Here is a 24,239-nt window from a genome sequence, read left to right on the forward strand (position 1 = left end):
CTCCCCGGGGTGATCGGGGGAGAGTTGATGGACCGCACGATGCTGCAGCCGATGGTGGTCCTGATCGGCTGGACGTTGGTCATCTTGGCCTGGGCCATCGCCGTTCGGCTCCCGGCCATGAAGGCGGCGGGGGTCGACCTTCGCAAGCTGGTCGGCTCCAAGGGATCCGACGCCGACCGCGTCCTGCCTTCTGCGGCGCAGTGGAAGGCGCACAACTACAATCACCTCGTCGAGCAGCCGGTGCTGTTCTACGCTATCTGCTTGGTGCTGACTGCGGTCGGCCCGGCCCATCCGTTCAACGTCGCGCTCGCCTGGGCCTATGTCGCGTTCCGGATCCTGCACAGCCTTGTGCAGACGACGGTCAACCGGGTCGCCTGGCGCTTCCTGTTCTTCGTGCTCTCGACGCTCGCGCTCGCGGCGCTGACGCTGCACGCCGCGATGGCGGTGTTCTGATGGCCAAGGGTGAAGGTTTCGAGCGCCACCGCCAGCCCTGGACGCCCGACGAGATCCAGAAGCTCCACACCATGGCGAAGAAGGGCATGGCGCTAAAGGCGATCGCCAAGGCGCTGAAGCGGTCTGAGGAGTCCACCAAGGATCGCGCCAAGCAAGACGGGCTGTCGATCGCGAAGCTGCGGTAGACCTGCCCCTACCCACACTCCTGCCGTCACCCCGGACTTGTTCCGGGGTCCATCGTCGTGCGCATGGTACGCCCGGAAGTGCGCACGACCGTCGGCACCTTGAACCGCGAACAGTTCGCTCGGACAGCGATGGACCCCGGAACAAGTCCGGGGTGACGGTGATCAGGATCTTGCCCGGTATGCCCTGACAGGGCCAAGCTGGCGGCATGATCGACCGTCGCACGCTGCTCGGGGCCACGGCCGCCCTGCCCTTCGCCTCCCCCGCCCGCGCGCAGGGCGCGTCGCCTGCCTGGCCGCCCGCCGAGCACTTCAAGCTCTGGCCCGGTCGGCCACCCGGCGCCGGCGCGCGCCTGCCTGCGCCGCGGCCCGGCGATCCCCGCAGCGAGCGCGAGCTGTGGCTCACGGGCGTCGCCGAGCCGGTCGTCGGCGTGTACCGACCCGCCCGCCCCGACGGCCGCGCCGTGCTGTCGATCCCCGGCGGCGGCTACCGATTCGTCTCCATCGAGAACGAAGGGATCAACGTCGCCCGCGCGCTAAACCCGGCGGGGATCACGGTGTTCGCGCTCGCCTACCGGCTGCCGGGCGAAGGCTGGGCCGACCGGGCGGACGTGCCGCTCCAGGACGCGCAGCGCGCCATGCGGCTGATCCGCGCCGATGCGCGCCGGTACGGCGTCGATCCCGCGGGGCTCGGCGTGCTCGGCTTCTCGGCGGGCGGGCACTTGGCGGCGTCGCTGACGGTCGGGCACGACGACCGCGTGTACCGGCCGCTGGACGCGGCCGACCGTCAATCGGCGCGGCCCGCCTATTCCGGGCTGGTCTATCCGGTGACGAGCCTCACGACGCTCTCCGCGCATCGCGGGTCGAGCGACTCGCTGATCGGCCCCACGCCCGACCCGGCCATCGCCGCGCGCTACGACACGCCGCGCCGCGTCACCGCCGCCACGCCGCCGCTGTTCATGGTGCACGCCATGGACGACACGGTCGTACCCGTGGAGCAGGTGCTCGACATGGTCGCCGCCGCGCGCGCGGCCAAGGTGCCGGTGGAGACGCATCTGTTCGACCGCGGCGGGCACGGCTTCGGCGCGCTCAACGCCCCCGAGCGCTCGCCCGCCCGGCTCTGGACCGAGCTGTTCGAGCGCTGGACGCGCGACGCGGTCAGCCGAACAGGCGGCTGAGGCTCCGTTCGAGCATCAAGAACTGCCAGAGCGTGCGCCCGTGCTCGGCGCGGCCGGCGCGGTGGTCGGCGGCGAGGGCGGTAAGCGCGGGCATGTCGAACCAGCCGGTCCCCTCCAGCACGCGCGAGCGGCCGAGGCCCGCCGCCGCGTCCGCGAGCGGGCCGCGGAACCAGGCGCTGATCGGGGTGACGAAGCCCATCTTGGGCCGGTACAGGATGTCGCGCGGCAGGTGGCGTTCCAGCCCGCGCTTCATCAGCCACTTGCCCTCGCCGCGGCGCAGGCGGAGGTCGGCGGGGAGCGTCGCGCAGAACTCGATCAGCCGGTGGTCGAGCAGCGGCTCGCGCGCCTCCAGCGAGACGGCCATGCTGGTGCGGTCGACCTTGGTCAGGATGTCGCCCGGCAGCCAGTGCTTGAGATCGGCGTACTGCGCGCGGTCGAGCGCGTCGCGGCCGGGTGCGGACCGCATCGTCTGGACGTAGCGGTCCTCGGCGCGGTGGCCGCCGAGCGCACGGCGCGCCGCGTCGGAGAAGAGGCGGCCGCGCAACTCGGGCGCGGTGACGCCGACGGCGCGGGCGTATCCCTCCTCCCCACTCGCCGCGAGCGCGAGCAGCGTCGACTTGGCGCGCAGCGGGCGCGGCGCCCAGTCGGCCTTGGGATAGTAGCGGCCGAGCGTCCCGAACAGCCGCCCGCGCGTGTCGGCGGGAAGCAGGTTGCGGACGCGCTCCTCGGCGGCGTGGAACCTGTAGCGGCGGTAGCCCGCCAGCGCCTCGTCCGCGCCGTCGCCCGACAGCGCCACCGTGACGTTCTCGCGGGCGAGCGCGGACACCTGATAGGTCGCGAGCGCGGACGCATCGGCGAAAGGTTCGTCGAAGTGGTGCGTCAGCGTATCGATCAGCTGGAAGTCGTCGGGCCGGACGACGCGCGTGCGGTGGTCGGTGCGGAAGCGCTGCGCCACGCTGTCGGCGTGCGCGCGCTCGTCGTGACCCGCCTCGTCGAAGCCGATGGTGCAGGTTTTAACCGCAGCGGTCGACGCCTCCGCCATGAGCGCCACGACCGCCGAGCTGTCCACACCACCCGATAAGAACGCGCCGAGCGGCACGTCGGCGACCATGCGGCTGCGCACGGCGGCGCGCATGCGCTCGACCAGCTCCTCGCCCAGCGCGTCCGCCTTGCCCGCGGCGCGGTTGGAGAAATCGACCTCCCACCAGCGCCGGGGCTGCGGCACGGGCTTGCCGCGCTCGACGAGCAGGAAGTGGCCGGCGGGCAGCTTCTTCACGCCCGCGACGAGGCACGCGTCGTCCGGGACGTAGCCGAGCCCCAGATAGTCCTCGACCGCCGACAGGTCCGCCTCGCGCCGGAGCAGCGGGTGGGCGAGCAGGCCCTTGAGCTCGCTCGCGAAGGCGAGCGATCCGTCGGACAGCTCGGCATAGTGGAGCGGCTTCACGCCCAGCCGGTCGCGCGCGAGGAACAGCGTGCGCGCCTGGCCATCGTGGAGCGCAAAGGCGAACATGCCGTTGAGCCGATCGAGCATGCCCGGCCCCCAGGCGCGCCAGCCGTGGAGCAGCACCTCGGTGTCGCCCTCGGTCCAGAATCGAGCGCCGCCCGCCTGCAGCTCCGCCCGCAGCTCGGCGAAGTTGTAGATCTCGCCGTTATAGGTGACGGTCAGGTGCCCGTCCGACATGGGCTGGGGCGAGCCCTCCAGGTCGATGATCGACAGCCGTCGGTGGCCGAAGCCGACGCCCGGCGCGGTCCACACGCCCTCCCCGTCCGGCCCGCGGTGCGGCATGGCGGCGATCATCGCGCCGACCCGGGCGGGATCGACAGGCTTCGCCACGCCGGGATGGAAAATGCCGGCGATGCCGCACATCAGTCGAGGCCCGCCGTCCGGTCGATCGCGCGGTCGAGGTCGCCGAGATCGCGCGCGAACGCCTCGATCGTTTCACGCGCTTGGCGTCCCTCGGCCGACAGGTGCAGCGCGGCCGCGCCCTGGCGAGCGCCGAGGAGGCGGGCGCGGGCGGTCTCGAATTTGACGCGGGCGGGGTCGGCGGTGGTCACTCCGCCGACGCGGTACCATGTCGCGACCGTGCGCTCCACCGGGCCCGGTGCGGTGATGCGCGTCACCGATCCGCCCGCGACCGGCGCTTCGTCCGCCACGCGCCGCCAGCGCTCGTCAATGCCGACGCCGAACGCGACGAGCTCGCGCCCTTCCTCTTGGACGCCGTACACAGCGACCGCCATGTCTACCGCGCGCCCGCGCCCGTCGACGTAGCGGCCGAGCAAGCGGTGATCCGCACCCAGATAGCGCGGCTCCCACGCCGCCGTCCGGCTCAGCGACGCGCGCGTCCAGCCGGGCAGGTCGGGCAGATAGATGCGGCTCGGGAGCGACTGCGCCCGCCCGCCGATCGCCACGCTCCAGGCCGGTGCCGCGGCCCCCGTCGCGACGACGAGCAATGCCGCCGGCAGCAGGTCGAGCCTATGGCGCACGGGGCCCTGCAGCTGCGCCGGATCGAACGCCGGCTCGTCCGGCGCGCGGTCGAACCAGGGCCAGGCCAGCGCCAGTACGCCCGCCATGACGAGCGCGAAGAACACCCAGCCGAAGACGATGTGGTCGAACCCCGCCGCCGCCTCGATCGAGGTCAGCTCCGCCGCCCAGATCGTCCCGAACGCCCGCACCCCGTTGGCGAGCACCGGCACGACGACGCACGCCAGCATGAACGCCGCCCGTCGCCGCCACGAGTGGAAGCACGTCCCCGCGACCAGCGTCCCGAACGCCAGCATGGCGAGCACGAACTTCGACCCCGAACACGCCTCCGCCACTTCGAACCAGTAGCGCCCCGCCTGGATCAGCACGCCGTCGACCCGCGCGGGCACGCCAACCAGGTCGAGCAGCGGCATGACGATCGCGACCGTCACCCGCTGGAGCGGCGGTTCCATGTCCTGCCCGAACGGCACGGCGAACAGCACGTAGCCGAGCGGGAAAAGCAGCGCGCGTGCAACATTCGGCCCGAGCAGCGCGACGATCGCGCCCTGCAGCGCCACAACCAGCCCGAGATGTCGGAGGAGCGCCACACCGCCCGCGTCGCCCAGCAGCCACGCGAACCCGCCCGCGGCGACGCCCAGCAATCCCGGCCACCACGCGATCGGCGTCAGCTGCGCCAGCTCGCGCCGCCGCTGCCAGACGAGCCACCCCACCACCGGTGGCACGAACAAGCAATGGCCATAGGTCGTGCTCGTCCACCAGATGCGCGCGAGGTCGGCCGCGTCGGCCCAGAACAGCGCTATGATCGCCAGCACCGCCAACGCGAGCGCGGCCTCGTGCGCCCGCCACGCCGACGCCGGCGCGAACGCCCCTACAGGGACGGCGACCGTCACGCCGCCCACCGCACCGGCTCGGCGAGGCCCAGCAATGTGTCGAGGGGCGCGAGCCGCGCGTCCCAGCCGTAGCGCGCGATCACCTGCGCCCGCGCCTGGGTCCCGAGCGCTTCCGCGGCGGCGCGGTCGCCCAGCAGGTCGCATACCGCTCCCGCGAAATCCTCGTCCGCGAACCGGAGCGTGCCCGCGTGGTCGATCCCCTCCGCCGCGGCGGGCGAGGCCAAGACGGGCCGCGCCATCGCCATCGCTTCGAGCACCTTGTTCTGCACCCCGCGCGCGAGCCGGAGCGGCGCGACGACGACGTTCGCCGCCGCGAGCCAGGGCCGAACGTCCGGCACCTCGCCCGTCACGAGCACGCCCTCGCCCGCCAACGCCCGTACGCGCGTCGTCGGCGCGCGACCGACGATCGCGAACGTCGCGTCAGGGTGACGCGCCCGCACGGTCGGCAGCACCCGCTCAGCGAACCAGGCGACCGCCTCAATATTAGGCGGATAGTCCATCTGTCCCGTGAACACGATCAGCGGCCCGGCTCTCCGCACCGGCTCTACGGCTGCGGGATCGAACAGCCGCGAGTCGATCCCGTTCTCGACCGCCAGCACCTTGCCCCCGCCCCCGCCTGCGCGGAACAGCGCCGCTTCGGCGTCGGTCACGAACAGACTAGCCTCCGCCCGCTCGGCGACAGCGCGCTCGTACCCCCCCAGCAGCCGCGCCTCGCGCCGAAGCACCCAGCGCATCGGTCCGCGCGCGCGCTCGGCCATCTGCGCGAACTTGGCCGAATCGACGTCGACAAAATCCATGATTATGCGGCCCGACGCGTACTGCGCCATCTGCCCGGAGAAGGCGTAGGTCGTCGCGACCGCGTGCTCCCGCCGTACCCGCTCCACCGCCGCCGCGAGTCGCCGGTCGGCGAAGACGGTCAGCGACACGGGCCTGCCCGTCGCCAACGCCTCGGCCAGCGCTCGCCCCCGCGATTTCACGCGCGGCACGATGGTCCAGGACGCCAGTCGCTCGGCCAGCTCGCGCGTCGGCTCCCGATCGGTCTCACCTTCGCCGAACGCGACCAGGTGCACCCGCGCCCGCTCGGCCAGGTGCCGCAGCACATGGAAACTCCTGATCTTGTCCCCGCGATCGGGCGGGAACGGGGCGCGGTGCGCCAGGAACAGGAGGTCGCTCACCCCAGACCTCGGGCGATCCACGGCCCCAGCGCATTGGCGATCGGCAGCGGCAGACGCTTCCACGTCGCCACCATCAGCGCGTACTTTGGGTTGAGCGGGTTCACCGCCCGCGCCGGCCCGTCGCTCCGCTTGGCATAGGCCAGCGGCGTCGGCTCGAAGCCCCAATTCTTCTTGAACGCCGCCGCGCCCGTGCCGACCTTGGAGCGGCCGAAGTCGAAGCGCGTGCAGCCCCGCGCGCGGGCATGCGCCATCAGCGCGAAGTACATGCGGTCGTTCGCACGCAGCTCGCGCGCCGTCAGCGTGCCGCCGCCCCAATAGGGGTAAACGGTCCCGTTCGCGTACAGGCTCAGCACGCTCGCGACTGCCCGGCCCCGGTGCCTGACGGTCAGCACGTCGGCGTCCATCGTCTCCGCGACGGCGCGGAACAGCGCGGCGGGGAAGACGGGCGTACCCAGGTTACGGACCGACTCGGCGTAGACGCGGTGATGCTCCATCAATGCCGCCCGGTCGCGCCCGATCGCCACCTCCAGCTCGAACCCGAGCGACTTCCGCACCTCGGCGCGCTGCTTGCGCGGGATCGCCTTCAGCTCGGCCTCCTCATCCGCCGCGAGCGGCCGCGCGAAGTCGAGATAGCTGTCATAGTCGACCGTCCAGCCGGCCGGCGCCGGCCCGCCGCGCAGCTCCACCTCCGGCACGCCGAGCCGCCGCGCCAAGTCCCACGCCGCGCCCGCGAACGGCTCGACCGCGTCGCCCAGCACGCCGCCGTCCACCGCGAACCCTGCCGACACCAGCGCGCGCCCAAACAGCGCCGAGCGCATCTCGGTCAGCGGCAGAACGCCCGCGATCACGCCGCCGGGCCGCTCCGCGACTAGGTACCGCGCCCGCTGCCCGCACCCGCGCTCGACCGCGCGGCTCCAGGCGGTGAGGTGGAAAGGCGAGCCCGCCCGCTCGCTCACGAACGCGTCGATGCGCGCGCACTCGCGGTCGTCGCGCAGGTCCGCCTCGCGCACGGCGGCGCGGGCTATGGCCGACTGGAACGTCACGCCGCGACAGCCGCGTCGACCCGGCCCCACCGATGCCGCCGCAGGAGCCCGCGCAGCTTGCCCGCCATCGCGCCCAACCGCGAATAGTGCCGCACTCGCGACCTAAGCGGCGCACCGCGCACGCGCGGCTGGTCCGGGTCGATCTCCCACGGGTGGAAGTAGAACATCGCCGGCCGCCCCTGCCCGTTCACCTGCCGCACTGCATAGTCGGTGATCGCCGCCGGCAGCAGCCGGAAGAAGCCGCCGCCCGTCGCCAGCCTGCGCCCGGCGATTTCGGCGACGGTGACCGGCACCTCGACCAGCGAAGCGTCGGCGAGCGGCCGGAACGCATAGCGCGGCGCGTCGCGCCAGCCATAATGGTCGTGCCGGACAGGTGCCACGCTGGAGGAGTAGGCGTAGCCCTCCTCCGCTAGCACCTGGTGCGCCCAAGGCGTGCGCGCGTCGATCGAGAAGCTCGGCGCGCGGTAGCCGGTGATCCGCATCCCGCCCGCGTCCTCCAGCGCCGCCCGCGCGCGACGGATATCCGCCCGGAACTCGTCCGCCGTCATGGTGAAGACGCGCCGATGATCCCAGCCGTGGCTCGCCACCTCATGGCCCGCCCCCACGACCCGCCGGATCAGCTCCGGATGCCGCTCCGCGACCCAACCCAGCGTAAAGAAGGTCGCGTGCACGCCTTCTTCCGCGAACAGCTCCAGCACCGCGTCCGTGTTGCGCTCGACGCGCCGCTCCAGCCCGTCCCAGTCGGCCTTATCGATGACGCGCTCGAACGCGCCGACCTGGAACCAGTCCTCCACGTCGACGCTCATGCCGTTGAGCATGGGGCGGCTCCGTTACGCGGCGCGGCCGCGGAAAGGCTCGGCGGAGGCGGGCGGCTCCAGGTCGCCCTCGATCCACTCGACCAGCAGCGCCAGCACGCGCTTGAGCGCGGCTTCCTGCACCTCGATCCGCTTCTCAAGCGCGGCGATCTTGCGCTCGACGTCGGGGCGGAGCGGCACCGCGCCCGCCGGCTCGGCCGCGACCGACTCGACGACGCGCATGTCCGCGCGCATGTCGGCCAGCACCGCCGCCACCGCGCCCGCGTCGATCAGCTCCAGCTCCTGCATCGCGGCGTGCAGCATCACGCGCCCGGCTAGCTGGTTGAGCCGCCGCGGCACGCCCGCCGATCCCTCGTACAACGCCTGGAACGCGTCGTCGGCGAAGTCCGGCCGCCCGTTCCAGCCCACCAGCGACAGCCGGTGCGCGATGTAATCGGCGACCTCGTCCTCGTTCATCGGGTCGAGATGGTGGATCGCGATCACGCGCTGGCGCAGCTGCTCCAGCCGCTCCTCACCCTGCAACCGGTCGCGGAACTCGGGCTGGCCGAGCAGCACGATCTGCAGCAGCGCGTGCCCGCCCGCCCCGAAGTTGCTCAGCATCCTGAGCTCCTCCAGCGCGGAGACGGGCAGCGCCTGCGCCTCGTCGACGATCAGGAGCGTGCGCCGCCCCGACCGCGCCACCGCGTGGAGCCCGCGCTCGATCGCGAGGAGGAGCTGCGCCTTGGCGAGCCCCGCGGGATCGACATTCAGCCCCGTCGCCACGATGCGGAGCAGGTCGTCCGCCTCGATCGCGCTCGACATGACGGTGATCGGATTCAACGCCGTCCGGTCGATCTCGTCGAGCAGGTGCCCGACGAGCGTCGTCTTGCCCGCGCCGATGTCGCCGGTGATGACGATGAAGCCCTCGCCCTGCGCCAGGCCGTAGCCGAGATACGCCATCGCCTTGCGGTGCGTCGCCGTCTCGTACCAGAAGTGCGGGTCCGGCGTGAGCTGGAAGGGGCGGCCCGAAAGGCCGAAATGCTCTTCGTACATGGGCCGAACCTCAGAAATTGTACCGCGCCGCGAGCAGCGCCTGCGCCGTCAGCCGGTCGTCGAAGTCGCCGACCTGGAAGCTGTAGAGCCCCGCCGACGCCGTCGTCTGGAGGCGGCCGAAGCTGTGGAAGTAGCTCGCCACCGCGCCCGTCGCGTACACCTCGTCGTCGCCGACGCCGATCGTGTTGAAGTAGTTGAAGAACGCCTGGAGGCTGTACCCCGACACCTCCGTCAGCGAGCGCGAGTAGAAGCCGGACAGATAGGCGCTCTCGTCCTCGGTGCCGAACACCGCGACGCCCAGCGGCAGGCGGTCGGTGTGGAGCCGCCGGTTGGCGTAGCCCGCGCCGACGCCGAACTGGTGCGGCCCGCGCGCGGCCGAGCCCACCCCGTCGACGCCGCGCGCGCGGAAGCTGGTGGCGTTCACTGACTGGAGCACCGCGTTCAGGCAGCCGCCCGGCGTCTGCACGTCCGAACCGAACACGCAGCCGTTGAACTGCTGCGTCAGCTGGTCGCGCACCGCGACGAACTCGGTGGGCAGGTTGGCCAGCCCTTGGCGCAGCTGGCGGCCGAAGGTCTGGATGCCGTCATACACCACGACGCCGACGCCGACGCCCTTGGGCGACTGGTAGCTGATCGACCCCGTGCCGCTGAACCCGCCGAACCGTTCGCCGACCGCGGCGGTCACCTGGGTGCGGCGGTTCGGCCGCCAGATCACGCCCACGTCGTAATAGACGCCGTCCGTCAGGTAATCGATGCGCCGGGGCGAGTCCGGGTCGGTCACGAACCGGCCGTCCTCGTCCAGCACGGGCGCGCCGCCCGGGCTCAGCAGCGGGTCGCGGCTCGACACGCTGATCTCCTCGTAGCCGACGCCCGCCGTCAGTGCGACGGTGGGCGACACGGGCGCGAGCACGTCGCCGCGCACCAACCAGCCGTCGTAGCGCTGGTCGAGCTGCCCCGCCCGCTCGCGGTCGAATGCGCCCGACAGCGCCAGCCCCACGGGCGCGACCTGGCCGGGTGCCGTGCTGAGGCGGACGGTGCCGATATGGCTCGTCGCGTCGTCGTAGAAATCGCGGCGGCCGAGCCCGGGCGCGAGCAGCACGCTGTCGGGCGCCTCCACCTTTGTATAACCGATGCGGTACGCCGTATCGAGCTGCGTCGGGCCGATCGGCTGCGAGATCGCGACACCGCCGAACAGCGAATAGAGCTGCGACACGTTGTCGATGTCGTCGCCGATCAGCAGGCCGGGCGCGGCGCCGCGATTGTCGACGCGCGTGCGGGTGGCGAGCGCGCCGCCTTCGATGCCGATATTGGGCGTGATGCGGTACAGCCCGCGCGCCAGGCCCGTATGCGCGTCGCCGTCGCCGTCGTCCTCGTCCCACGAGAAGAAGCGGTCGTAGCGGTAGCTGACCTGCGCCTCGGCGCGCTTGGTCTGGACGGCGGCGTCCACGCCCGCGCTGAGCGTGGTGAAGGTCACCACGTCGTCGCCCTCCAAGTCCGCCGCCAGCGTCTGCGACGCCTCGACGTAAGGCTGGACGAAGGTGCGCGGCCGCTCCTGCGCCGCGGCGGGGCTCGCGAGCGCCAGCGCCGACGCGCCGAGCCCGAGCGGGATGAGAGGGCTCACCTCGGGTCCTCCTGACCGTAATAGGTGCCGAACCGGTGCGCGCCCGACACGAAGGATTGCGCGTTAAGCAGCAGCTGGATGTGCTCGCACCCGTCGAGCAGCCCCACCGCCTCGCGCACCTCGGCCTCCGCGGTCCGGTCGGCGCGCACCACCAGCATGACCTGGCCGACCACCGTCGCCAGCACCGACGCCGGCGAGGCGGCGAGCGCGGGCGGCGAGTCGAACAGGATCACGCGCTTCGGGTTCGCGCCGAGCAGCCGCGCGATGACGGTCCGCGTCCGCGCGCTCGCCAGCAGCTCGGTGTCGGCCGTGGTCCGCGTGCCCGCGGGCAGCACCGCCAGCCCCGGCACGTCCGTCTCGATCACCAGCGTCTCGGGATCGACCGCGCCGTCGTCCAACGCGTCGAGGAACCCGCGACCGTCGGGCAGGCCCAGCTGCCGGCACACGTCGGGCTTCGCGAAGTCGGCGTCGACGAGCAGCACCTCCGTGTCGCGCTCCGCCGCGATCGACAGCGCCAGGTTGATCGAACAGAAGGTCTTGCCGTCGCCCGGCCGCGCCGAGCAGACGAGCATCGTGCGCGCCCGCGCCTCGTCCCCGCCTTCCGCGATCCGCCGCTTGCACCCGAGCAGGTGCCGCTTCACCAACCGGAACTCCTCGGCCAGCGGCCCGATCGGCGCGCCCGGCACGATCATGCCGCGTTCCGCCAGCATCGCCCGATCGACCGTCGCGAGGCCGGTGTCGACGAACGGCGGCGGCGTGAAGTCGTCATGGTCGCCCGCCGCCAGGAACTCGGGCGGGATCGCCGCCAGCGTCGGCTCGTCCGCGGCTACGGCCGGCGCGGGCCGCGCCCTTGCGTTCAACCCGTACCGCTCCGCCGCCCGTTCGAGCAGCGATCCGCCTGCAGGAGCTTTGGTCACGCGATCCATCCTCATGACATCAGCCCTTGGGCGAGCCCCCGCTGCAGCACTTCCACGCCCAGCAGCAGCACGTATGCCGCCACCAACCCGCCGACCCCGCCCGCGAACAGCCGGAGCTTGCGCTTGCGCTGCTCCGCCTGGACGCGCGTCACGACCTCGCCGATCGAGCCGATCACCGTCATCCCCGCCGCGCGCTCGAGCGCTCCGGCCGTCGGGAAGGTCTGCCGCAGCTGCCCCATCGCGAACGCCGCGCCCACGCCCGCCGCGAGCCCCAGGACGAGCACGCCCGTCAGCAGCAGGAAGCGGTTGGGCGCCGACGGCGTGCTCGGCGCGCGCGGCGGGTCGATGACGCGGAACGTCATCGGCGCCGCCTCGGCGCGCGCCTGTCCGCGCAGGCGCAGCTGCTCGCGCTGCGCGAAGAGCTGGTCGTACTGGTCCTTCAGCACCTGGTAACGGCGCTCGACCTCGCCCTGCTCGGCCGCGACCGCCGGGTCCGCGCCCAGCTTGGCGTTAAGCGCGTCGAGGTCGCCCTGGATCTGCGCGCGGCGCATCCGGAGCGCCGCCGCCTGCGCCTGCCGCTCGGCCAGCATCGACTGGAGCGACAGGTAGAGCGGGTTGGGCGTGCCGGCGCCCGCCGTGCCGCCCACCAGCGGCTCGCCGCGCGCGGCGGCCTGGGCGGCGGCGAGCTGGCCCTTCAGCGCCACCACGTCCGGGTGGCTCTCCGTATAGCCCCGCGCCCGCGCGTCTGCGAGCTGGCCCTGCACCGTGTTCAGCCTGGCCCGCGCCGGCCCCGCCCCGCCCGCCGTGCCCGGCTGCGCGATCGTGGCGGGCGTGCCCGCGAGCTGCCCCTGCACGGCGGCCAGGCTGGACGATGCGGCTGCGAGGTCGGCGTCGACCTGCGCCATCTGCGTCCGCGCCGCGCTCACCCGGTCGGCCATCGAGCCCGTGCCGGGCAGCGCGCCAAGATACTGGTTCTGGAACTCGACGCGCTTCGCTTCCGCCTCGGCGAGCTGCTTCTGCTGTTCGGCCAGTTGCTGGTCGAGGAAGCGGATCGATTGCGACGTCTGCGTGCGGTCGCCGATCAGGTTCTGCTCGACGAAGATGTCGATCAGCTTCTGCGTGATGTCGCGCGCCAGCTTGGGCGTCGCGGCCGTGGTCGTGATCTCGAACAGGTTATCCTGCGCCGCGGTGACCTTGATCGACTGCGCCAGCCCGGCCGCGCGATCCGCGACTTCGCGGTCGTTCGACACCGTCTGCGCCAGGTCGGTCGCCCGCACCACCTTCTGCAGGTTCACGTTCGACACCAGCGTCTGGCGGATCTGGTCGACGGCGCGCTGCTGCTCGCCCGCGCCGCCTGACAGGTCGGGCGGCAGGATCGACTGCATCTGCACGAACACGCGCGCCTTGGCCTCGTAGCGGCTGGGGATCCAGCTCACCACCAGCCAGCCGAGCACGCACACGCCCCACGCGACCGCCAGCGCCAACCAGCGCCGGGTCCAGATCGCGTGCAGCGCGACGCGGACCTCGTCGTAGATCCCGCCCATCCTAGAACATCGACTCGGGGATGATGATGACGTCGCCCGGCTCCAGCCGGACGTTCGCGTTCGAGTCGCCCTTCTTCAGCAGTCGCGAGATCTGGAGCGCGTATTCGCGCTGCTTGCCCGTGTCGCGGTCGAAGCGGACGAGCCGCGCCCGGTCGCCCGCGGCGAACTCGCTCAGGCCGCCCACCGCGATCATCGCGTCGAGCAGCGTCATGTTGGCGCGGAACGGGATGGACGCCGGCTTCTCCGTCGCGCCGACGATGCGGACCTGCTGGCTGAACGTGCCGGAGAACTCCTCTACGATCACGGACACCAGCGGGTTGCTGATATATTCCGACAGCGCCTTCTTCATGTCGTCGGCGAGCACCGCGGGCGTCTTGCCGACGGCTGGCATGTCGTTGATCAGCGGCGTCGTGATGCGGCCGTCGGGGCGCACCTGCACCTTGGCCGACAGCTCGGGGTTCCGCCACACGAAGATCTGCAAGCTGTCGAGCGGGCCGATGACATACTCCTCGCCCGGCCGCTCCTGCGTCGCGACATAGGAGGCGGGCGGCAGCACCGGCCGTCCTCCACCCCCGCCCCCGCAGGCGGTCAGGGTGACGGCGGACAATCCCGCCAGGCCTAGGGCACGGGCAACGGCACGCATCGAACAAACCTCCTCCGGTCGCGCGCCGTCGCGGGGTGCGCACCCCGGTCACGGCTCGGCGACGACTTCGGCTATGCCCCCGAGAGGTGAAGATAGCGTTAGTGCTACCGGCTCGGCTACGATCGGGAGTGTCCCGTTTCTGGCCTATTTCCGGGCGTTTCGCCTGCGTGGGAGCGCTTTTCGCACCACCCTCCGTCACCCCAGACATGGGACCCCAGCAAAGTACTACTTTGCTGGGGGCCCGATCCGGGGTCCATGCGCGTCCGTGTTTGCAAGCGGTGCGCACGCAAATAGCGGACGCGCGTGGATGCCGGGTCGAGCCCGGCATGACGGACTAGGCGGAAGGAGGGCTTACCCCAACACCTCCGCCGCCGGCGGATGCCCCAGGAACGACGCCGGACTCGCGCTCGCCCCATACGCCCCCGCCAGGAACAGCGCGATCACGTCCCCCACGTCTGCCCGAGGAAGCGCCACCCTGTCCCCCAACCGGTCCAGCGGCGTGCACAGGCACCCCACCACCGACACGACCTCCTCCGGCTCCGTCTCCATCCGCCCCGCAACCGCGATCGGGTAGTTGCGCCGGACCACCGTCCCGAAATTGCCCGAGGCCGCGAGTTGATGATGCAACCCGCCATCCACGACCAGGAACGTCTCGCCCCCGCTCTCCTTCCGGTCGACGACGCGCGTCAGGTACACGCCGCACTCGGCCACCAGCCAGCGTCCCAGCTCGATCGCGAACCGGCTCCGCGCCAGCACTCCCGGCCGGGCGCGGAGCGCTTCGACGAGCGCCGCCCCGACCCGCTCGACGTCCAGGGCCGCGTCGCCCGCGAAGTACGGCACGCCGAACCCGCCGCCCAGATTGACCAGCGGCGGCTCCGCCCCGGCCTCCTCGGCCAGCCGCGCCGCCAGTGCCACCGTCGCCGCCTGCGTGTCCGCGACCGCCTGCGCGTCGAGCGTCTGGCTGCCGGCGTAGACGTGGAACCCGCGCCAGTCCGCGCCCGCCGCGACGATCCGCCGGACCAGCGCCGGCACGCGCTCCGTGTCCACCCCGAACGGCGATGGCCGCCCGCCCATCCGCATCCCCGACCCGCGCAACTCGAAGCTGGGGTTCACCCGCACCGCGAGCCGCGGCGTGTCGCCCAGCCGCTCAGCTATCGCGAGCGCCCGCTCCGCCTCGTTCTCCGACTCCAGGTTGACCGTCACCCCCGCCGCGACCGCCGCCTCCAGCTCCGCGTCGCGCTTGCCCGGCCCGGCGAAACTGATCGCGTCCGCGGGCTTGTGCGCGAGCGCCAGCCGCAACTCGCCCGCGGACGCGACGTCCAACCCGTCCACCATCCCCGCCATCGCCTCGACGAGCGGCGCAAACGGGTTCGCCTTGATCGCATAATGCAGGTCGACTCCCGGAAACGCCGCCCGAAACCGCCCCACCCGCGCCGCCGCGACGCTGCGATCATACACGAACACGGGCGACCCATGCTCCGCGACCCATTCGCCAGCCGTGCGCCCCGCGACGACCAGCTCGCCCGACCGCCCCGCGAACTCCGGCGGCAAGGGCCCGATCGGCTTCACCATCTAATTCCTCCCCCGCTTCAGCGGGGGAGGGGGACCAGCGGCTTCGCCGATGGTGGAGGGGGAGCTACGGGATGCGGCATCGCCCTGCACCCCCTCCACCACGCCCCGCGGGCGCGGTCCCCCTCCCCCGCTGTAAGCGGGGGAGGAACCCAGAACAGCCTCCCTCACCCCCGCCCGATCCAACTTCCCATTCGCATTCCGCGGCAGCTCCGCCCGCCACTCGTACCGCACCGGCTGCATCCACGCCGGCAGTTCCCGCCGCAGCCGCTCCCGCAGCGCCGCCTCGCCCGCCTCGTCCCCCGCCAGCACCACCACGACCGCCTGCCCCAACCGCTCGTCCGGCACGCCCACCGCGACCGCCTCGCGCGCTTCGCCGCCCGCCAGCACCGCCTCCTCCACCTCGGCCGGGCTCACGCGATTGCCCGCCGATTTGATCATCTCGTCGTCGCGTCCGACGAACCGGAACAGCCCGCCGGCACCCTCCACGACCGTATCGCCCGACCACACCGCCGTGCCCCCGTAGCGCGACCAGGCCGGCGCCGGCCGGAACCGCTCCGCCGTCCGCGCCGGATCGCGCCAGTAACCCTGCGCCACCAGCGGCCCCGCATGAACCAGCTCCCCCGGCTCGCCCGGCTCCGCGCGCGCGCCATCCGGCCGCACCGCCATGACCTCCGCGAACGGGATCGCCCGCCCGATCGCGTCCGGATGATCGTCGATCAGCTCAGGATCCAGGTACGTCGACCGGAACGCCTCCGTCAGCCCGTACATCGCGTAGATGTCGGCCCGCGGAAACCGCTCCCGCAACCTCCGCACCAACCGCGGCGTCAATGCCCCGCCGGAGTTCGTCAGCCGCCTTAATTGGCCCGCCACCGCCGCCGGCCACTCGGCTTCCAGCATCTGCACCCATAACGGCGGCACCCCCGCCAACGTCGTCGCCCCCACCCGCTCGACCCCGCGCACCACATCCTTGGGCACGAGGTAATCCAGCGGCGCGACCGACGCCCCCGCGTACCAGGTCGAGAACAGCTGGTTCTGCCCATAGTCGAACGACAACGGCAGCACGCCCAACACCCGATCCTCGGGCGCGAGCCGGAGATAATGCGCCACCGACACCGCCCCGAGCCACAGGTTCGCGTGCGACAGCATCACGCCCTTGGGCCGCCCGGTCGACCCGGAGGTATAAAGGATCGCCGCGAGCCCGCCCGGGTCGGCGGACGACGGCCCCATCGCACCCCCCTCCGTCACCCCGGACTTGTTCCGGGGTCCATCGTCGAGCGGGCGAACCGCCGGCGATGTGGGTCCAACGCTGGATGCCGAAACAAGTCCGGCGGGGGTGAGCGGTACATCGCCATCCACCACCACCCCACACCCGCCCGGCACGTCCCCCGCCTCCAACGTTCCCGCCCGCGCCTCCTGCGTCACCAACAACCGCGTCCCGGAGTCGTGCAGGATATGCCCCACCTGCCCCCGCCGCAGCTGCGGGTTGACCGGCACATGCACCAGCCCCGCCCGCGCCGCCGCCAGCGGCATTACGCACGCGAGCCGCGTCTTCGGCAGCCACGTCGCGACTCGATCGCCCGCTGCCAACCCCTGCGCCGAGAGCCATCCCGCCGCCGCCGACACCGCCGCTTCCAGCTCGGCGAAGGTCCAAGCCCCCGCCCGGTCCACCAACGCCACGTCCTCCGCCCGCCCGCGCAGGTGCACATGGTCGATCGGGAACGGCGTCGGATCGGGCTCCATGGCGGCCCATGTAGCGCGCGAGTGTTGCCCAAATCACCCCCGACGACTAACGGAGCCGCCGACGACGCGAACAGGGGACGGTGAGTTGATTGAGGAAGGCGCAGGGCAGGTCGACGGCACCATCCGCGCGGTGCTCCGCGACGTGCTGGGCTTGACCCAGGACCGCGTCAACGCCTTCGACGAGTCCACCCCGCTGTTCGGATTGCTGCCCGAGCTCGACTCGATGGCCGTCGCCGGCGTGCTCACCGAGCTTGAGGACCGGCTCGGCATCACGATCGAGGACGACGAGGTCGACGGCGAGATGCTGGAGACCTTCGGCAAGCTCGCGCACTTTCTGCGCAAGAAGGCGCTGCTCTGATCGACCGCTACGAGTGGGCCGGCGGCTCCGAGGCGATGCTCCGCTTCGGACCTCAGGACGGCCCGGTCGTGATCGCCGCTCCCGCGCTGTTCGAAGAGGCAAACCGCACGCGCGCCTTCCTCGTCCGTATCTTACGCTTGCTGGGCGTTCACGGCATCGCCGGCGCGCTTCCCGACCTGCCCGGCCAAGGCGAAAGCCTCCTGCCCACCCATCAAGCCACGCTGGCCGGCTGGCGCGATGCCTTCGCGACCGCCGCGCGCCACGTCTCCGCGGTCGCCACAGTCTCGATCCGCGGCGGCGCGCTGGTCGACGGCCCCGCCCCGGTCAGCGCGCTCTGGCGTCTCTCGCCGATCACCGGCGCGGAGCAGGTCAAGGAACTCTGGCGCATTCGCCAGGCCGCCCACGACCGCCCGAAGCTCCGCTACGATCCCGCCCGCTTCATCGCCGAACTCGACGTTGAGGTCGCGGGCAACCGGCTCGCCCCCGGCCTGCTCGCCGCGATGAACATCGCCGAGCCGTCGAGCGACGCCCCGGTCCGCACCGTGCGCCTCGACACCAATCCGCGCCCTGCCGACCTCAAGCTCCCCGGCCGCCCCCTATGGCGAGCGAGCGAGCCGGACGTCGACGAACCGCTGGCGCAGGCGCTCGCCGACGACATCGCCGCTTGGGTGCACGCATGCGTCGCCTGATCGCCTTCCCATGCGAAGGCGAGACGCTGGTCGGCACGCTGGACGAGGCGGACGGCGACACGGGCCTGCTGATCGTCTCCGGCGGCAATGAGGTTCGCACGGGCTCGCACCGCGGCATGGCCCAGCTCGCCGCCCGCCTCGCCGCGCAGGGCGTCCCCGTCTTCCGCTTCGACCGCCGCGGCATCGGCGACTCCACGGGCGAGAACCTCGGCTGGTCACGAAGTGCACCGGAAGTACACACAGCCGCTACTTGCTTCCGCATGGAAGCTTCGCAGCTCAAGCGCTTGATCGCACTCGGAAACTGCGACGCCGCCACCGCACTAGCGGCCTTCGGACAGGCCGCCGGTCTCGACGCCCTGATCCTCACCAATCCCTGGCTCTCCGACCGCGGAGACGACGGCCTACCCCCCGCCCCCGCCATCCGCGCCCGCTACCTGGCCCGCCTGCGCGATCCAGCAAGTTGGACACGCCTCCCCAACTTCCGCAAACTCTTCAAAGGCGTAAGCACGCTTCTTCAGAAACGGCACGAGCCGGATCACGCCCGCCTCTTCGCCGACCTCGCCCTCCCCGCAACCGTGATCCTAGCCGAAGGCGACGCCACCGCCCTCGCCTACAAGGCCGCCATGCGCGGCACCTTCGTGCACATCCGGACGGCCTCGCACAGCTTCGCCGACGCCGCCGACGAACTCGAAACCGCAATCTTGGAGGCGATCCGCCGCTATTCGGCGGCCTGAGCCAACTCGGCGAACTCCGCCGCCTGCAAGAAGCGCTCGGCGTCCAGCGCCGCCATGCAGCCCGTGCCCGCCGCCGTCACCGCCTGGCGGTACACCTTGTCCTGCACATCCCCGCACGCGAACACGCCCGGCACGCTGGTCCGCGTCGATCCCGTCTCGACCGCGATATATCCGTCCGTGTCGAGCTCCAGATGCCCGCGGAACAGCTCGGTCGCCGGATGATGCCCGATCGCCACGAACGCGCCGTCCGCCGCTAGTTCGCTGATCTCGCCGGTGACGGTGTCGCGCAGCTTGAGCGCGACCAGCCCCGCTTGCGGACCGCCGTCCACGAACTCGCGGACCTCCTTGTTCCACAACACCGTGATGTGCGGGTTCGCGAACAGCCGCTCCTGCAGAATGCGCTCGGAGCGCAGGCTGTCGCGACGGTGGATCAGCGTCACGTCCTGGCTGTGGTTGGTCAGGTACAGCGCTTCCTCGACCGCGGTGTTGCCGCCGCCGATCACCGCCACCTTCTTGCCGCGGTAGAAGAAGCCGTCGCACGTCGCGCAGGCGCTGACGCCCCGGCCCTTCAGCGGCTCCTCGCTATCAATGCCGAGCCATTTCGCCTGCGCCCCGGTCGCGATCACGAGCACGTCGCCCTGGTACACATCGCCGCCGTCGCCGATCAGCCGGAACGGACGCCGGGTCAGGTCGACCTCGGTGATCGTATCCCACATCATGCGCGTGCCGACATGCTCCGCCTGTTTCTGCATCTGCTCCATGAGCCAGGGCCCCTGGATCACGTCGGCGAAGCCCGGATAATTCTCGACGTCGGTCGTCTGCGTCAGCTGCCCGCCCGGCTGGATGCCCTGCACCACGATCGGCTGCAGCCCCGCCCGCGCGCCGTAGATGGCGGCCGACAGCCCCGCCGGACCGGAGCCGAGGATGAGCATGCGCGTGGTGTGAGTAGTCATGGAGAAGCCCTGCTGATTCGCCCTTGATGTAGGGTGTCGCGGGCTGGAAATGAACCGGCGCGGTAGCGGAGGAGGGACTTGAACCCCCGACCCCAGGATTATGATTCCCGTGCTCTAACCAGCTGAGCTACTCCGCCCAACCGCGTCGGAGCGGGGCCTATAAGAGCGGCCCCGCAAGCTGGTCAAGACCTGGCGGTCAAGCGAACATATGGCGCGACAGCGGCTCCCACGGCCCGCCGCGGTACCACCAGGTCGCCAGCCCTGCGAGCTCGACAGACCGCGGTCGAAAATCGCGCTGGAGCTGCGCGAGCAGCAGCTTGGCGACGTTCGGCTGGACCTTGTTCTGGATCGTCACGTGCGGCCGCCATCCGCCCGCGTCCTGCGGCGTGAGCAGGCCGGCGAACGCCTCCACCAACCGCGCCCGGATCGCCGCCAGACCCGGCGAGTCGATGCGGTATGCGACGCCGCGGCCGAGCGAAAATAGCCCCGCCACCTTGGCGTCCGGCGCACGCACGCCGCGCGTCTCCTGAACCAGCCGGTGCTTGAGCTCGTCGGCGCAGGACGGCGGCAGGTGGTGGAACATCGTCAGGTGCGCCGAGAGCTGGTTGCGCTCGGGCGGGAAGAACTCGGCGCGCTGCGCGTCGAAGAAGGCCTGATCCTGCCGGCTAAACAGCGCCGTGACGATAATCGGCGCGGAAGGCGGCGCGTCCGTCAGATCTCGACCTGACTACCGAGTTCGACCACACGATTGGACGGCAGGCGGAAAAACTCCATCGCCGACTCCGCGTTGCGCAGCATCCAGGCGAACAGCTTCTCGCGCCACAGCGCCATACCCGGCCTCTCGGACGCGAGCAAAGTCTGGCGCGACAGGAAGAAGCTGGTGTCGATCATGCGGAACTCCGCGCCGCACTGGTGCACCTTCTTGAGCGCCGCGGGCACATTCACCTCGTCCATGAAGCCGTAGCGCAGAATAAGGCGGTGAAAGCCGTCGCCCAAGCTCTCGAGCTTCGCGCGTTCCTCCTCCGGCCAATAGGGCTGATCGGCGATCTTGACCGTCAGCAGGATCACGCGCTCGTGCAGCACCTTGTTGTGCTTGAGATTGTGCAGCAGCGCATGCGGCACGCCGTCGGGCGTCGACGTCATGAACACCGCCGTACCCGGCACGCGCGTGGCGGAGCCCACAGCCGAATCAATGAATATCTTCATCGGCATCGCGGCTTCGCGCATGCGCTCGATCATCAGCTTGCGGCCCTTGGACCAGGTGGTCAGCGCCACGAAGATGACGAAGCCGATCAAAAGCGGCACCCAGCCGCCGTCAGGCACCTTGGTCAGGTTCGCGGTGAGGTATGCGCCGTCGACGATGAAGAAGAGCGCCAGAAGCGAGATCGAGAGCCAGCGCGGCCAGTGCCATAACCGGAACAGCACGACCGCGAGAAGGCAGTTGTCGATGAACATCGCGCCCGTGACCGCGATGCCATAGGCCGCAGTCAGGTTGGACGAGGTCTGGAAGAACAAGACCAGCAGGATGACCGAGATCATCAGGGCCCAGTTGATGATCGGGATGTAGATCTGCCCGGCTGTTCGCGCGCTCGTGTGGTCGATGCGCAGGCGCGGGATGAAGCCCAGCTGGATGGCCTGTTGCGTCACGGAGAAGGCGCCGGAGATGACGGCCTGCGACGCGATCACCGCCGCCATAGTGGCGAGCACGACCAACGGAAGCTGCAGCGCGTCGGGCGCGAGATTGTAGAACGGGCTTTCCAGCGCCGCCCTGCCCTCACGGAAGAGGAGAGCACCCTGGCCCATATAGTTGAGCAGAAGGGCGGGAAGCACGTAGACCAGCCATGACCCGCCGATCGGCTTGCGCCCGAAATGACCCATATCGGCGTAAAGCGCTTCCGCACCGGTCACCGCGAGCACCACGGAGCCGAGCGCGAGGAAAGCGGCGAGCGGGTCGACCACGAAGAACTGGAACGCGTAGTACGGTGACAGCGCCCAGAGGATCTCCGGGTTCTGCATCATGCTGAGGAAGCCGAGCACGGCGAGGGTCGTGAAGTAGAGCAGCATGATGGGGCCGAAGAAGGCGCCGACCTTGGACGTGCCGCGGGACTGGATAGAGAAGAGGAAGATTAGGATACCCACCGCGATCGGCAGGATCAGTCCCTTGGCCGCGGGCGCCGCCACCGCGATGCCTTCGACCGCGGACAGCACCGACACCGCGGGCGTGATCATCGAGTCGCCATAGAACAAGGCGGTCGCGAATACGCCGAGCAGTACGATGCCGCTGCCCCAGCGCTTAGTCTTGGTCTTGCCCGACACCAGCGCGAGCAGCGCCAGGCTGCCGCCCTCGCCCTTGTTGTCGGCGCGCATGATGATGGTGACGTACTTCAACGTCACCACGATCATCATTGACCAGAACATCAGGCTGATGACGCCCATGATGTGCAGGTTGTCGAGCGCGAGCGGATGATGGCCGGCGAAGGTTTCGCGGAACGCGTAAAGCGGGCTTGTGCCGATGTCGCCGAAGACGATGCCGATCGCGCCGATGGCGAGCTTGATCAGCCCTTCCTCGCCGTGGCCGTGATGATGCGGCGCGTCCGGCGTGGCGCCGGCGACGGCTGCTCCGGTGGCGGTGATGTTCACAGACGCGGAGAGCCCAGCGGGCGCACGGAGATGGTCCAGGATCGGCCCGTCATGACGCCGCGCGCCTAGCACCGCCCCCATCCCCACGCAACGGTGGCAAGCGCGCCAGACGTCGCTATAGGCGCGCCACAGCCTAATCCAGAGAGGATCGCATGAAGGTCGGAGTTCCCAAGGAGATCAAGAATCACGAGTACCGCGTCGGCCTAACGCCCGCGTCGGTCGCCGAGCTCGTCGCGGCGGGTCACGACGTCGTGGTCGAGACCAAGGCGGGCTCCGGAATCGACTTTACAGACCAGGATTACACCGCCGCCGGCGCGACGATCGCGCCCGATGCGCGCTCGGTGTTCGGCCAGGCGGACATGATCGTGAAGGTGAAGGAGCCGCAGCAGAGCGAGATAGCGCTGCTCGAGCCGCGGCACCTGCTCTTCACCTATCTCCACCTCGCCGCCGACAAGCCGCAGGCGGAGGGGCTGATGAAGTCGGGCGCGACCTGTATCGCGTACGAGACGGTGACGCAGGGTAAGGGGGGGTTGCCGTTGTTGAAGCCGATGTCCGAGGTCGCGGGGCGGATGTCGGTGCAGGTCGGCGCGCACTACCTGGAGAAGGAGCAGGGCGGCCGCGGTGTGCTGCTCGGCGGCGTGCCGGGCGTCGCGCCCGCCAAGGTGGCGATCCTGGGCGGCGGCGTATCGGGCATCAACGCCGCGCAGATGGCGGTCGGCATGCGCGCGGACGTCACGATCTACGACGTCAACAACGATCGCCTGGCCGAGCTGGACATGTTCTTCTCCAGCCAGATCAAGACGGCCTTCGCCTCCAAGGCCGCGATCGCGGCGGCGGTCAAGAATGCGCATCTCGTCATCGGCGCCGTGCTGGTCCCCGGCGCGGCCGCGCCCAAGCTCGTCACGCGCGAGATGCTGAAGACGATGAAGCGCGGCGCGGTGATGGTAGACATCGCGATCGACCAGGGCGGCTGCTTTGAAACGAGTCACGCGACCACGCACGAGGACCCCGTGTTCGAGGTCGACGGCGTGATCCACTATTGCGTCGCCAACATGCCGGGCGCGGTCGCGCGCACGTCGACGTTCGCGCTCAACAACGCCACCCTGCCGTTCGCGATCAGGCTGGCGACCATGGGCGCAGAAGCGGCGATGAAGGCCGATCCGCACCTGGCGAACGGCCTGAATGTCTCGGGTGGCAAAATCCGGCATCAGGCGGTCGCCGACGCGCTGGACCTGGAGTTCGTCGCGGCCTGATCGGCTTAGCCCTAGCCCACCACCCCGGTCGCAAACCGGAGTGGTGGGCATGGGAACATACTGTGAACGCTTGCGTTTGTGGTCGCTGAAAGGAGCTACCATGAGCGAGCACGAGAATCCCAAGACGCATCCGACCTCGAACGCCGAGAAGGATCCGCACGACTGGACCACGGGCGACGAGCCCATGACGGGCGCGCAGGCCAGCTATCTCAAGACGCTGTCCGAAGAGGCGCATGAGGAGTTCGACGACGGCCTGACCAAGGCGGAGGCGTCGCTGAAGATCGACGAGCTTCAGGAGAAGACGGGGCGCGAGAAGTAAAGCCGC

Annotated in this window: 23 protein-coding genes and 1 tRNA gene; 8 read left to right on the top strand and 16 right to left on the bottom strand. The window is 70.9% G+C overall.

The genetic code is table 11. The features are described from left to right. The first annotated feature begins 27 nt into the window (after window positions 1–27). From CKY28_RS02635 to CKY28_RS02645, 3 genes are all read left to right on the top strand, one after another. Window positions 28–453, top strand: coding sequence for an MAPEG family protein (locus CKY28_RS02635; RefSeq protein WP_095996758.1), 426 nt, complete (start codon window positions 28–30; stop codon window positions 451–453). Beyond that, on the top strand, window positions 453–638 hold the full coding sequence (locus CKY28_RS02640) for a hypothetical protein (protein ID WP_095996759.1): 186 nt from the start codon (window positions 453–455) through the stop codon (window positions 636–638). Before CKY28_RS02635 ends, CKY28_RS02640 begins: the two co-directional genes overlap by 1 nt. Before the next feature lie 206 nt (window positions 639–844). Continuing rightward, window positions 845–1,813, top strand: coding sequence for an alpha/beta hydrolase (locus CKY28_RS02645; protein WP_095996760.1), 969 nt, complete (start codon window positions 845–847; stop codon window positions 1,811–1,813). Here the strand turns inward: CKY28_RS02645 and CKY28_RS02650 are convergent. The 12 genes from CKY28_RS02650 to CKY28_RS02705 form a co-directional block, all read right to left on the bottom strand. Further along, window positions 1,794–3,680: an XrtA/PEP-CTERM system amidotransferase gene (locus tag CKY28_RS02650; RefSeq protein WP_095996761.1), complete on the bottom strand. Its 1,887-nt coding sequence runs from the start codon at window positions 3,678–3,680 to the stop codon at window positions 1,794–1,796. The genes CKY28_RS02645 and CKY28_RS02650 overlap by 20 nt on opposite strands. After that, a complete protein-coding gene (xrtA, locus tag CKY28_RS02655) occupies window positions 3,680–5,185 on the bottom strand; it encodes an exosortase A (RefSeq protein ID WP_245841515.1) in 1,506 nt (501 codons plus the stop codon). Before xrtA ends, CKY28_RS02650 begins: the two co-directional genes overlap by 1 nt. Next, window positions 5,182–6,360, bottom strand: coding sequence for a TIGR03087 family PEP-CTERM/XrtA system glycosyltransferase (locus tag CKY28_RS02660; RefSeq protein ID WP_245841517.1), 1,179 nt, complete (start codon window positions 6,358–6,360; stop codon window positions 5,182–5,184). The genes xrtA and CKY28_RS02660 overlap by 4 nt, the downstream gene beginning before the upstream one ends. After that, window positions 6,357–7,403, bottom strand: a complete 1,047-nt coding sequence (locus CKY28_RS02665; RefSeq protein ID WP_095996764.1) for a FemAB family XrtA/PEP-CTERM system-associated protein — start codon at window positions 7,401–7,403, stop codon at window positions 6,357–6,359. The genes CKY28_RS02660 and CKY28_RS02665 overlap by 4 nt, the downstream gene beginning before the upstream one ends. After that, window positions 7,400–8,221: an XrtA system polysaccharide deacetylase gene (locus CKY28_RS02670; RefSeq protein ID WP_095996765.1), complete on the bottom strand. Its 822-nt coding sequence runs from the start codon at window positions 8,219–8,221 to the stop codon at window positions 7,400–7,402. The genes CKY28_RS02665 and CKY28_RS02670 overlap by 4 nt, the downstream gene beginning before the upstream one ends. A 12-nt stretch (window positions 8,222–8,233) precedes the next feature. Continuing rightward, the gene (locus CKY28_RS02675; protein WP_095996766.1) at window positions 8,234–9,250 is read right to left on the bottom strand and encodes an ExeA family protein; all 1,017 of its coding nucleotides are present in this window, start codon (window positions 9,248–9,250) and stop codon (window positions 8,234–8,236) included. A 10-nt stretch (window positions 9,251–9,260) separates the two neighbouring features. Continuing rightward, a complete protein-coding gene (locus CKY28_RS02680; RefSeq protein WP_245841519.1) occupies window positions 9,261–10,871 on the bottom strand; it encodes a hypothetical protein in 1,611 nt (536 codons plus the stop codon). After that, window positions 10,868–11,797: a P-loop NTPase family protein gene (locus CKY28_RS02685; protein ID WP_095996767.1), complete on the bottom strand. Its 930-nt coding sequence runs from the start codon at window positions 11,795–11,797 to the stop codon at window positions 10,868–10,870. Before CKY28_RS02685 ends, CKY28_RS02680 begins: the two co-directional genes overlap by 4 nt. A 2-nt stretch (window positions 11,798–11,799) precedes the next feature. Next, complete coding sequence (locus tag CKY28_RS02690; protein ID WP_095996768.1) at window positions 11,800–13,332, bottom strand: XrtA system polysaccharide chain length determinant; 1,533 nt, start codon at window positions 13,330–13,332, stop codon at window positions 11,800–11,802. Window position 13,333: 1 nt separating this feature from the next. Then, window positions 13,334–13,975 (bottom strand): XrtA/PEP-CTERM system exopolysaccharide export protein, encoded by a 642-nt coding sequence (locus CKY28_RS02695; RefSeq protein ID WP_095996769.1) that lies wholly within the window; start codon window positions 13,973–13,975, stop codon window positions 13,334–13,336. Between the two features lie 351 nt (window positions 13,976–14,326). After that, window positions 14,327–15,544, bottom strand: coding sequence for a pyridoxal-dependent decarboxylase, exosortase A system-associated (locus CKY28_RS02700; RefSeq protein ID WP_095996911.1), 1,218 nt, complete (start codon window positions 15,542–15,544; stop codon window positions 14,327–14,329). Between the two features lie 3 nt (window positions 15,545–15,547). Then, on the bottom strand, window positions 15,548–17,287 hold the full coding sequence (locus CKY28_RS02705) for an acyl-CoA ligase (AMP-forming), exosortase A system-associated (RefSeq protein WP_095996770.1): 1,740 nt from the start codon (window positions 17,285–17,287) through the stop codon (window positions 15,548–15,550). Window positions 17,288–17,372: 85 nt separating this feature from the next. Between CKY28_RS02705 and CKY28_RS02710 the strand changes: the two genes are divergently transcribed. From CKY28_RS02710 to CKY28_RS02720, 3 genes are all read left to right on the top strand, one after another. Continuing rightward, on the top strand, window positions 17,373–17,645 hold the full coding sequence (locus tag CKY28_RS02710; RefSeq protein WP_095996771.1) for an acyl carrier protein: 273 nt from the start codon (window positions 17,373–17,375) through the stop codon (window positions 17,643–17,645). A gap of 68 nt (window positions 17,646–17,713) precedes the next feature. Beyond that, a complete protein-coding gene (locus CKY28_RS02715; protein WP_245841521.1) occupies window positions 17,714–18,334 on the top strand; it encodes a hypothetical protein in 621 nt (206 codons plus the stop codon). Then, a complete protein-coding gene (locus tag CKY28_RS02720; RefSeq protein WP_095996773.1) occupies window positions 18,322–19,068 on the top strand; it encodes an alpha/beta fold hydrolase in 747 nt (248 codons plus the stop codon). The genes CKY28_RS02715 and CKY28_RS02720 overlap by 13 nt, the downstream gene beginning before the upstream one ends. On the opposite strand, the gene trxB is transcribed toward CKY28_RS02720, so the two are convergent. The 4 genes from trxB to CKY28_RS02740 all read right to left on the bottom strand — a co-directional run bounded on the left by trxB (window position 19,053) and on the right by CKY28_RS02740 (window position 22,742). Beyond that, window positions 19,053–20,021 carry a thioredoxin-disulfide reductase gene (trxB, locus tag CKY28_RS02725; protein ID WP_095996774.1) on the bottom strand — a complete coding sequence of 323 codons (969 nt, stop codon included), beginning with the start codon at window positions 20,019–20,021 and terminating at the stop codon, window positions 19,053–19,055. The two genes, CKY28_RS02720 and trxB, sit on opposite strands and share 16 nt — an antisense overlap. A gap of 63 nt (window positions 20,022–20,084) precedes the next feature. Continuing rightward, window positions 20,085–20,158: transfer RNA gene (locus tag CKY28_RS02730), tRNA-Met, on the bottom strand. Between the two features lie 59 nt (window positions 20,159–20,217). Continuing rightward, on the bottom strand, window positions 20,218–20,736 hold the full coding sequence (locus CKY28_RS02735; protein WP_095996775.1) for a 2'-5' RNA ligase family protein: 519 nt from the start codon (window positions 20,734–20,736) through the stop codon (window positions 20,218–20,220). Continuing rightward, a complete protein-coding gene (locus tag CKY28_RS02740) occupies window positions 20,733–22,742 on the bottom strand; it encodes a potassium transporter Kup (RefSeq protein ID WP_095996776.1) in 2,010 nt (669 codons plus the stop codon). Before CKY28_RS02740 ends, CKY28_RS02735 begins: the two co-directional genes overlap by 4 nt. A gap of 71 nt (window positions 22,743–22,813) precedes the next feature. Here CKY28_RS02740 and ald point away from each other — a divergent pair, with 71 nt between their 5' ends. Both ald and CKY28_RS02750 read left to right on the top strand, forming a co-directional pair. After that, window positions 22,814–23,914, top strand: coding sequence for an alanine dehydrogenase (gene ald / locus CKY28_RS02745; RefSeq protein WP_095996777.1), 1,101 nt, complete (start codon window positions 22,814–22,816; stop codon window positions 23,912–23,914). Window positions 23,915–24,014: 100 nt separating this feature from the next. Beyond that, window positions 24,015–24,233, top strand: a complete 219-nt coding sequence (locus CKY28_RS02750; RefSeq protein WP_095996778.1) for a DUF3072 domain-containing protein — start codon at window positions 24,015–24,017, stop codon at window positions 24,231–24,233. The last annotated feature ends 6 nt before the right edge of the window (window positions 24,234–24,239 follow it).

The organism is Sphingomonas lenta, assembly GCF_002288825.1.
GTDB lineage: Bacteria > Pseudomonadota > Alphaproteobacteria > Sphingomonadales > Sphingomonadaceae > Sphingomonas > Sphingomonas lenta.

What these genes read in the sequence shown, in the direction of transcription:
- CKY28_RS02705 (WP_095996770.1), bottom strand. Translation starts at nt 17,287, where the DNA reads ATGGAGCCCGATCCGACGCCGTTCCCGATCGACCATGTGCACCTGCGC.
- CKY28_RS02695 (WP_095996769.1), bottom strand. Translation starts at nt 13,975, where the DNA reads ATGCGTGCCGTTGCCCGTGCCCTAGGCCTGGCGGGATTGTCCGCCGTC.
- CKY28_RS02685 (WP_095996767.1), bottom strand. Translation starts at nt 11,797, where the DNA reads ATGGATCGCGTGACCAAAGCTCCTGCAGGCGGATCGCTGCTCGAACGG.
- CKY28_RS02720 (WP_095996773.1), top strand. Translation starts at nt 18,322, where the DNA reads ATGCGTCGCCTGATCGCCTTCCCATGCGAAGGCGAGACGCTGGTCGGC.
- ald (WP_095996777.1), top strand. Translation starts at nt 22,814, where the DNA reads ATGAAGGTCGGAGTTCCCAAGGAGATCAAGAATCACGAGTACCGCGTC.
- CKY28_RS02740 (WP_095996776.1), bottom strand. Translation starts at nt 22,742, where the DNA reads ATGGGGGCGGTGCTAGGCGCGCGGCGTCATGACGGGCCGATCCTGGAC.
- CKY28_RS02750 (WP_095996778.1), top strand. Translation starts at nt 24,015, where the DNA reads ATGAGCGAGCACGAGAATCCCAAGACGCATCCGACCTCGAACGCCGAG.
- trxB (WP_095996774.1), bottom strand. Translation starts at nt 20,021, where the DNA reads ATGACTACTCACACCACGCGCATGCTCATCCTCGGCTCCGGTCCGGCG.
- CKY28_RS02645 (WP_095996760.1), top strand. Translation starts at nt 845, where the DNA reads ATGATCGACCGTCGCACGCTGCTCGGGGCCACGGCCGCCCTGCCCTTC.
- CKY28_RS02670 (WP_095996765.1), bottom strand. Translation starts at nt 8,221, where the DNA reads ATGCTCAACGGCATGAGCGTCGACGTGGAGGACTGGTTCCAGGTCGGC.
- CKY28_RS02640 (WP_095996759.1), top strand. Translation starts at nt 453, where the DNA reads ATGGCCAAGGGTGAAGGTTTCGAGCGCCACCGCCAGCCCTGGACGCCC.
- CKY28_RS02690 (WP_095996768.1), bottom strand. Translation starts at nt 13,332, where the DNA reads ATGGGCGGGATCTACGACGAGGTCCGCGTCGCGCTGCACGCGATCTGG.
- CKY28_RS02635 (WP_095996758.1), top strand. Translation starts at nt 28, where the DNA reads ATGGACCGCACGATGCTGCAGCCGATGGTGGTCCTGATCGGCTGGACG.
- CKY28_RS02675 (WP_095996766.1), bottom strand. Translation starts at nt 9,250, where the DNA reads ATGTACGAAGAGCATTTCGGCCTTTCGGGCCGCCCCTTCCAGCTCACG.
- CKY28_RS02650 (WP_095996761.1), bottom strand. Translation starts at nt 3,680, where the DNA reads ATGTGCGGCATCGCCGGCATTTTCCATCCCGGCGTGGCGAAGCCTGTC.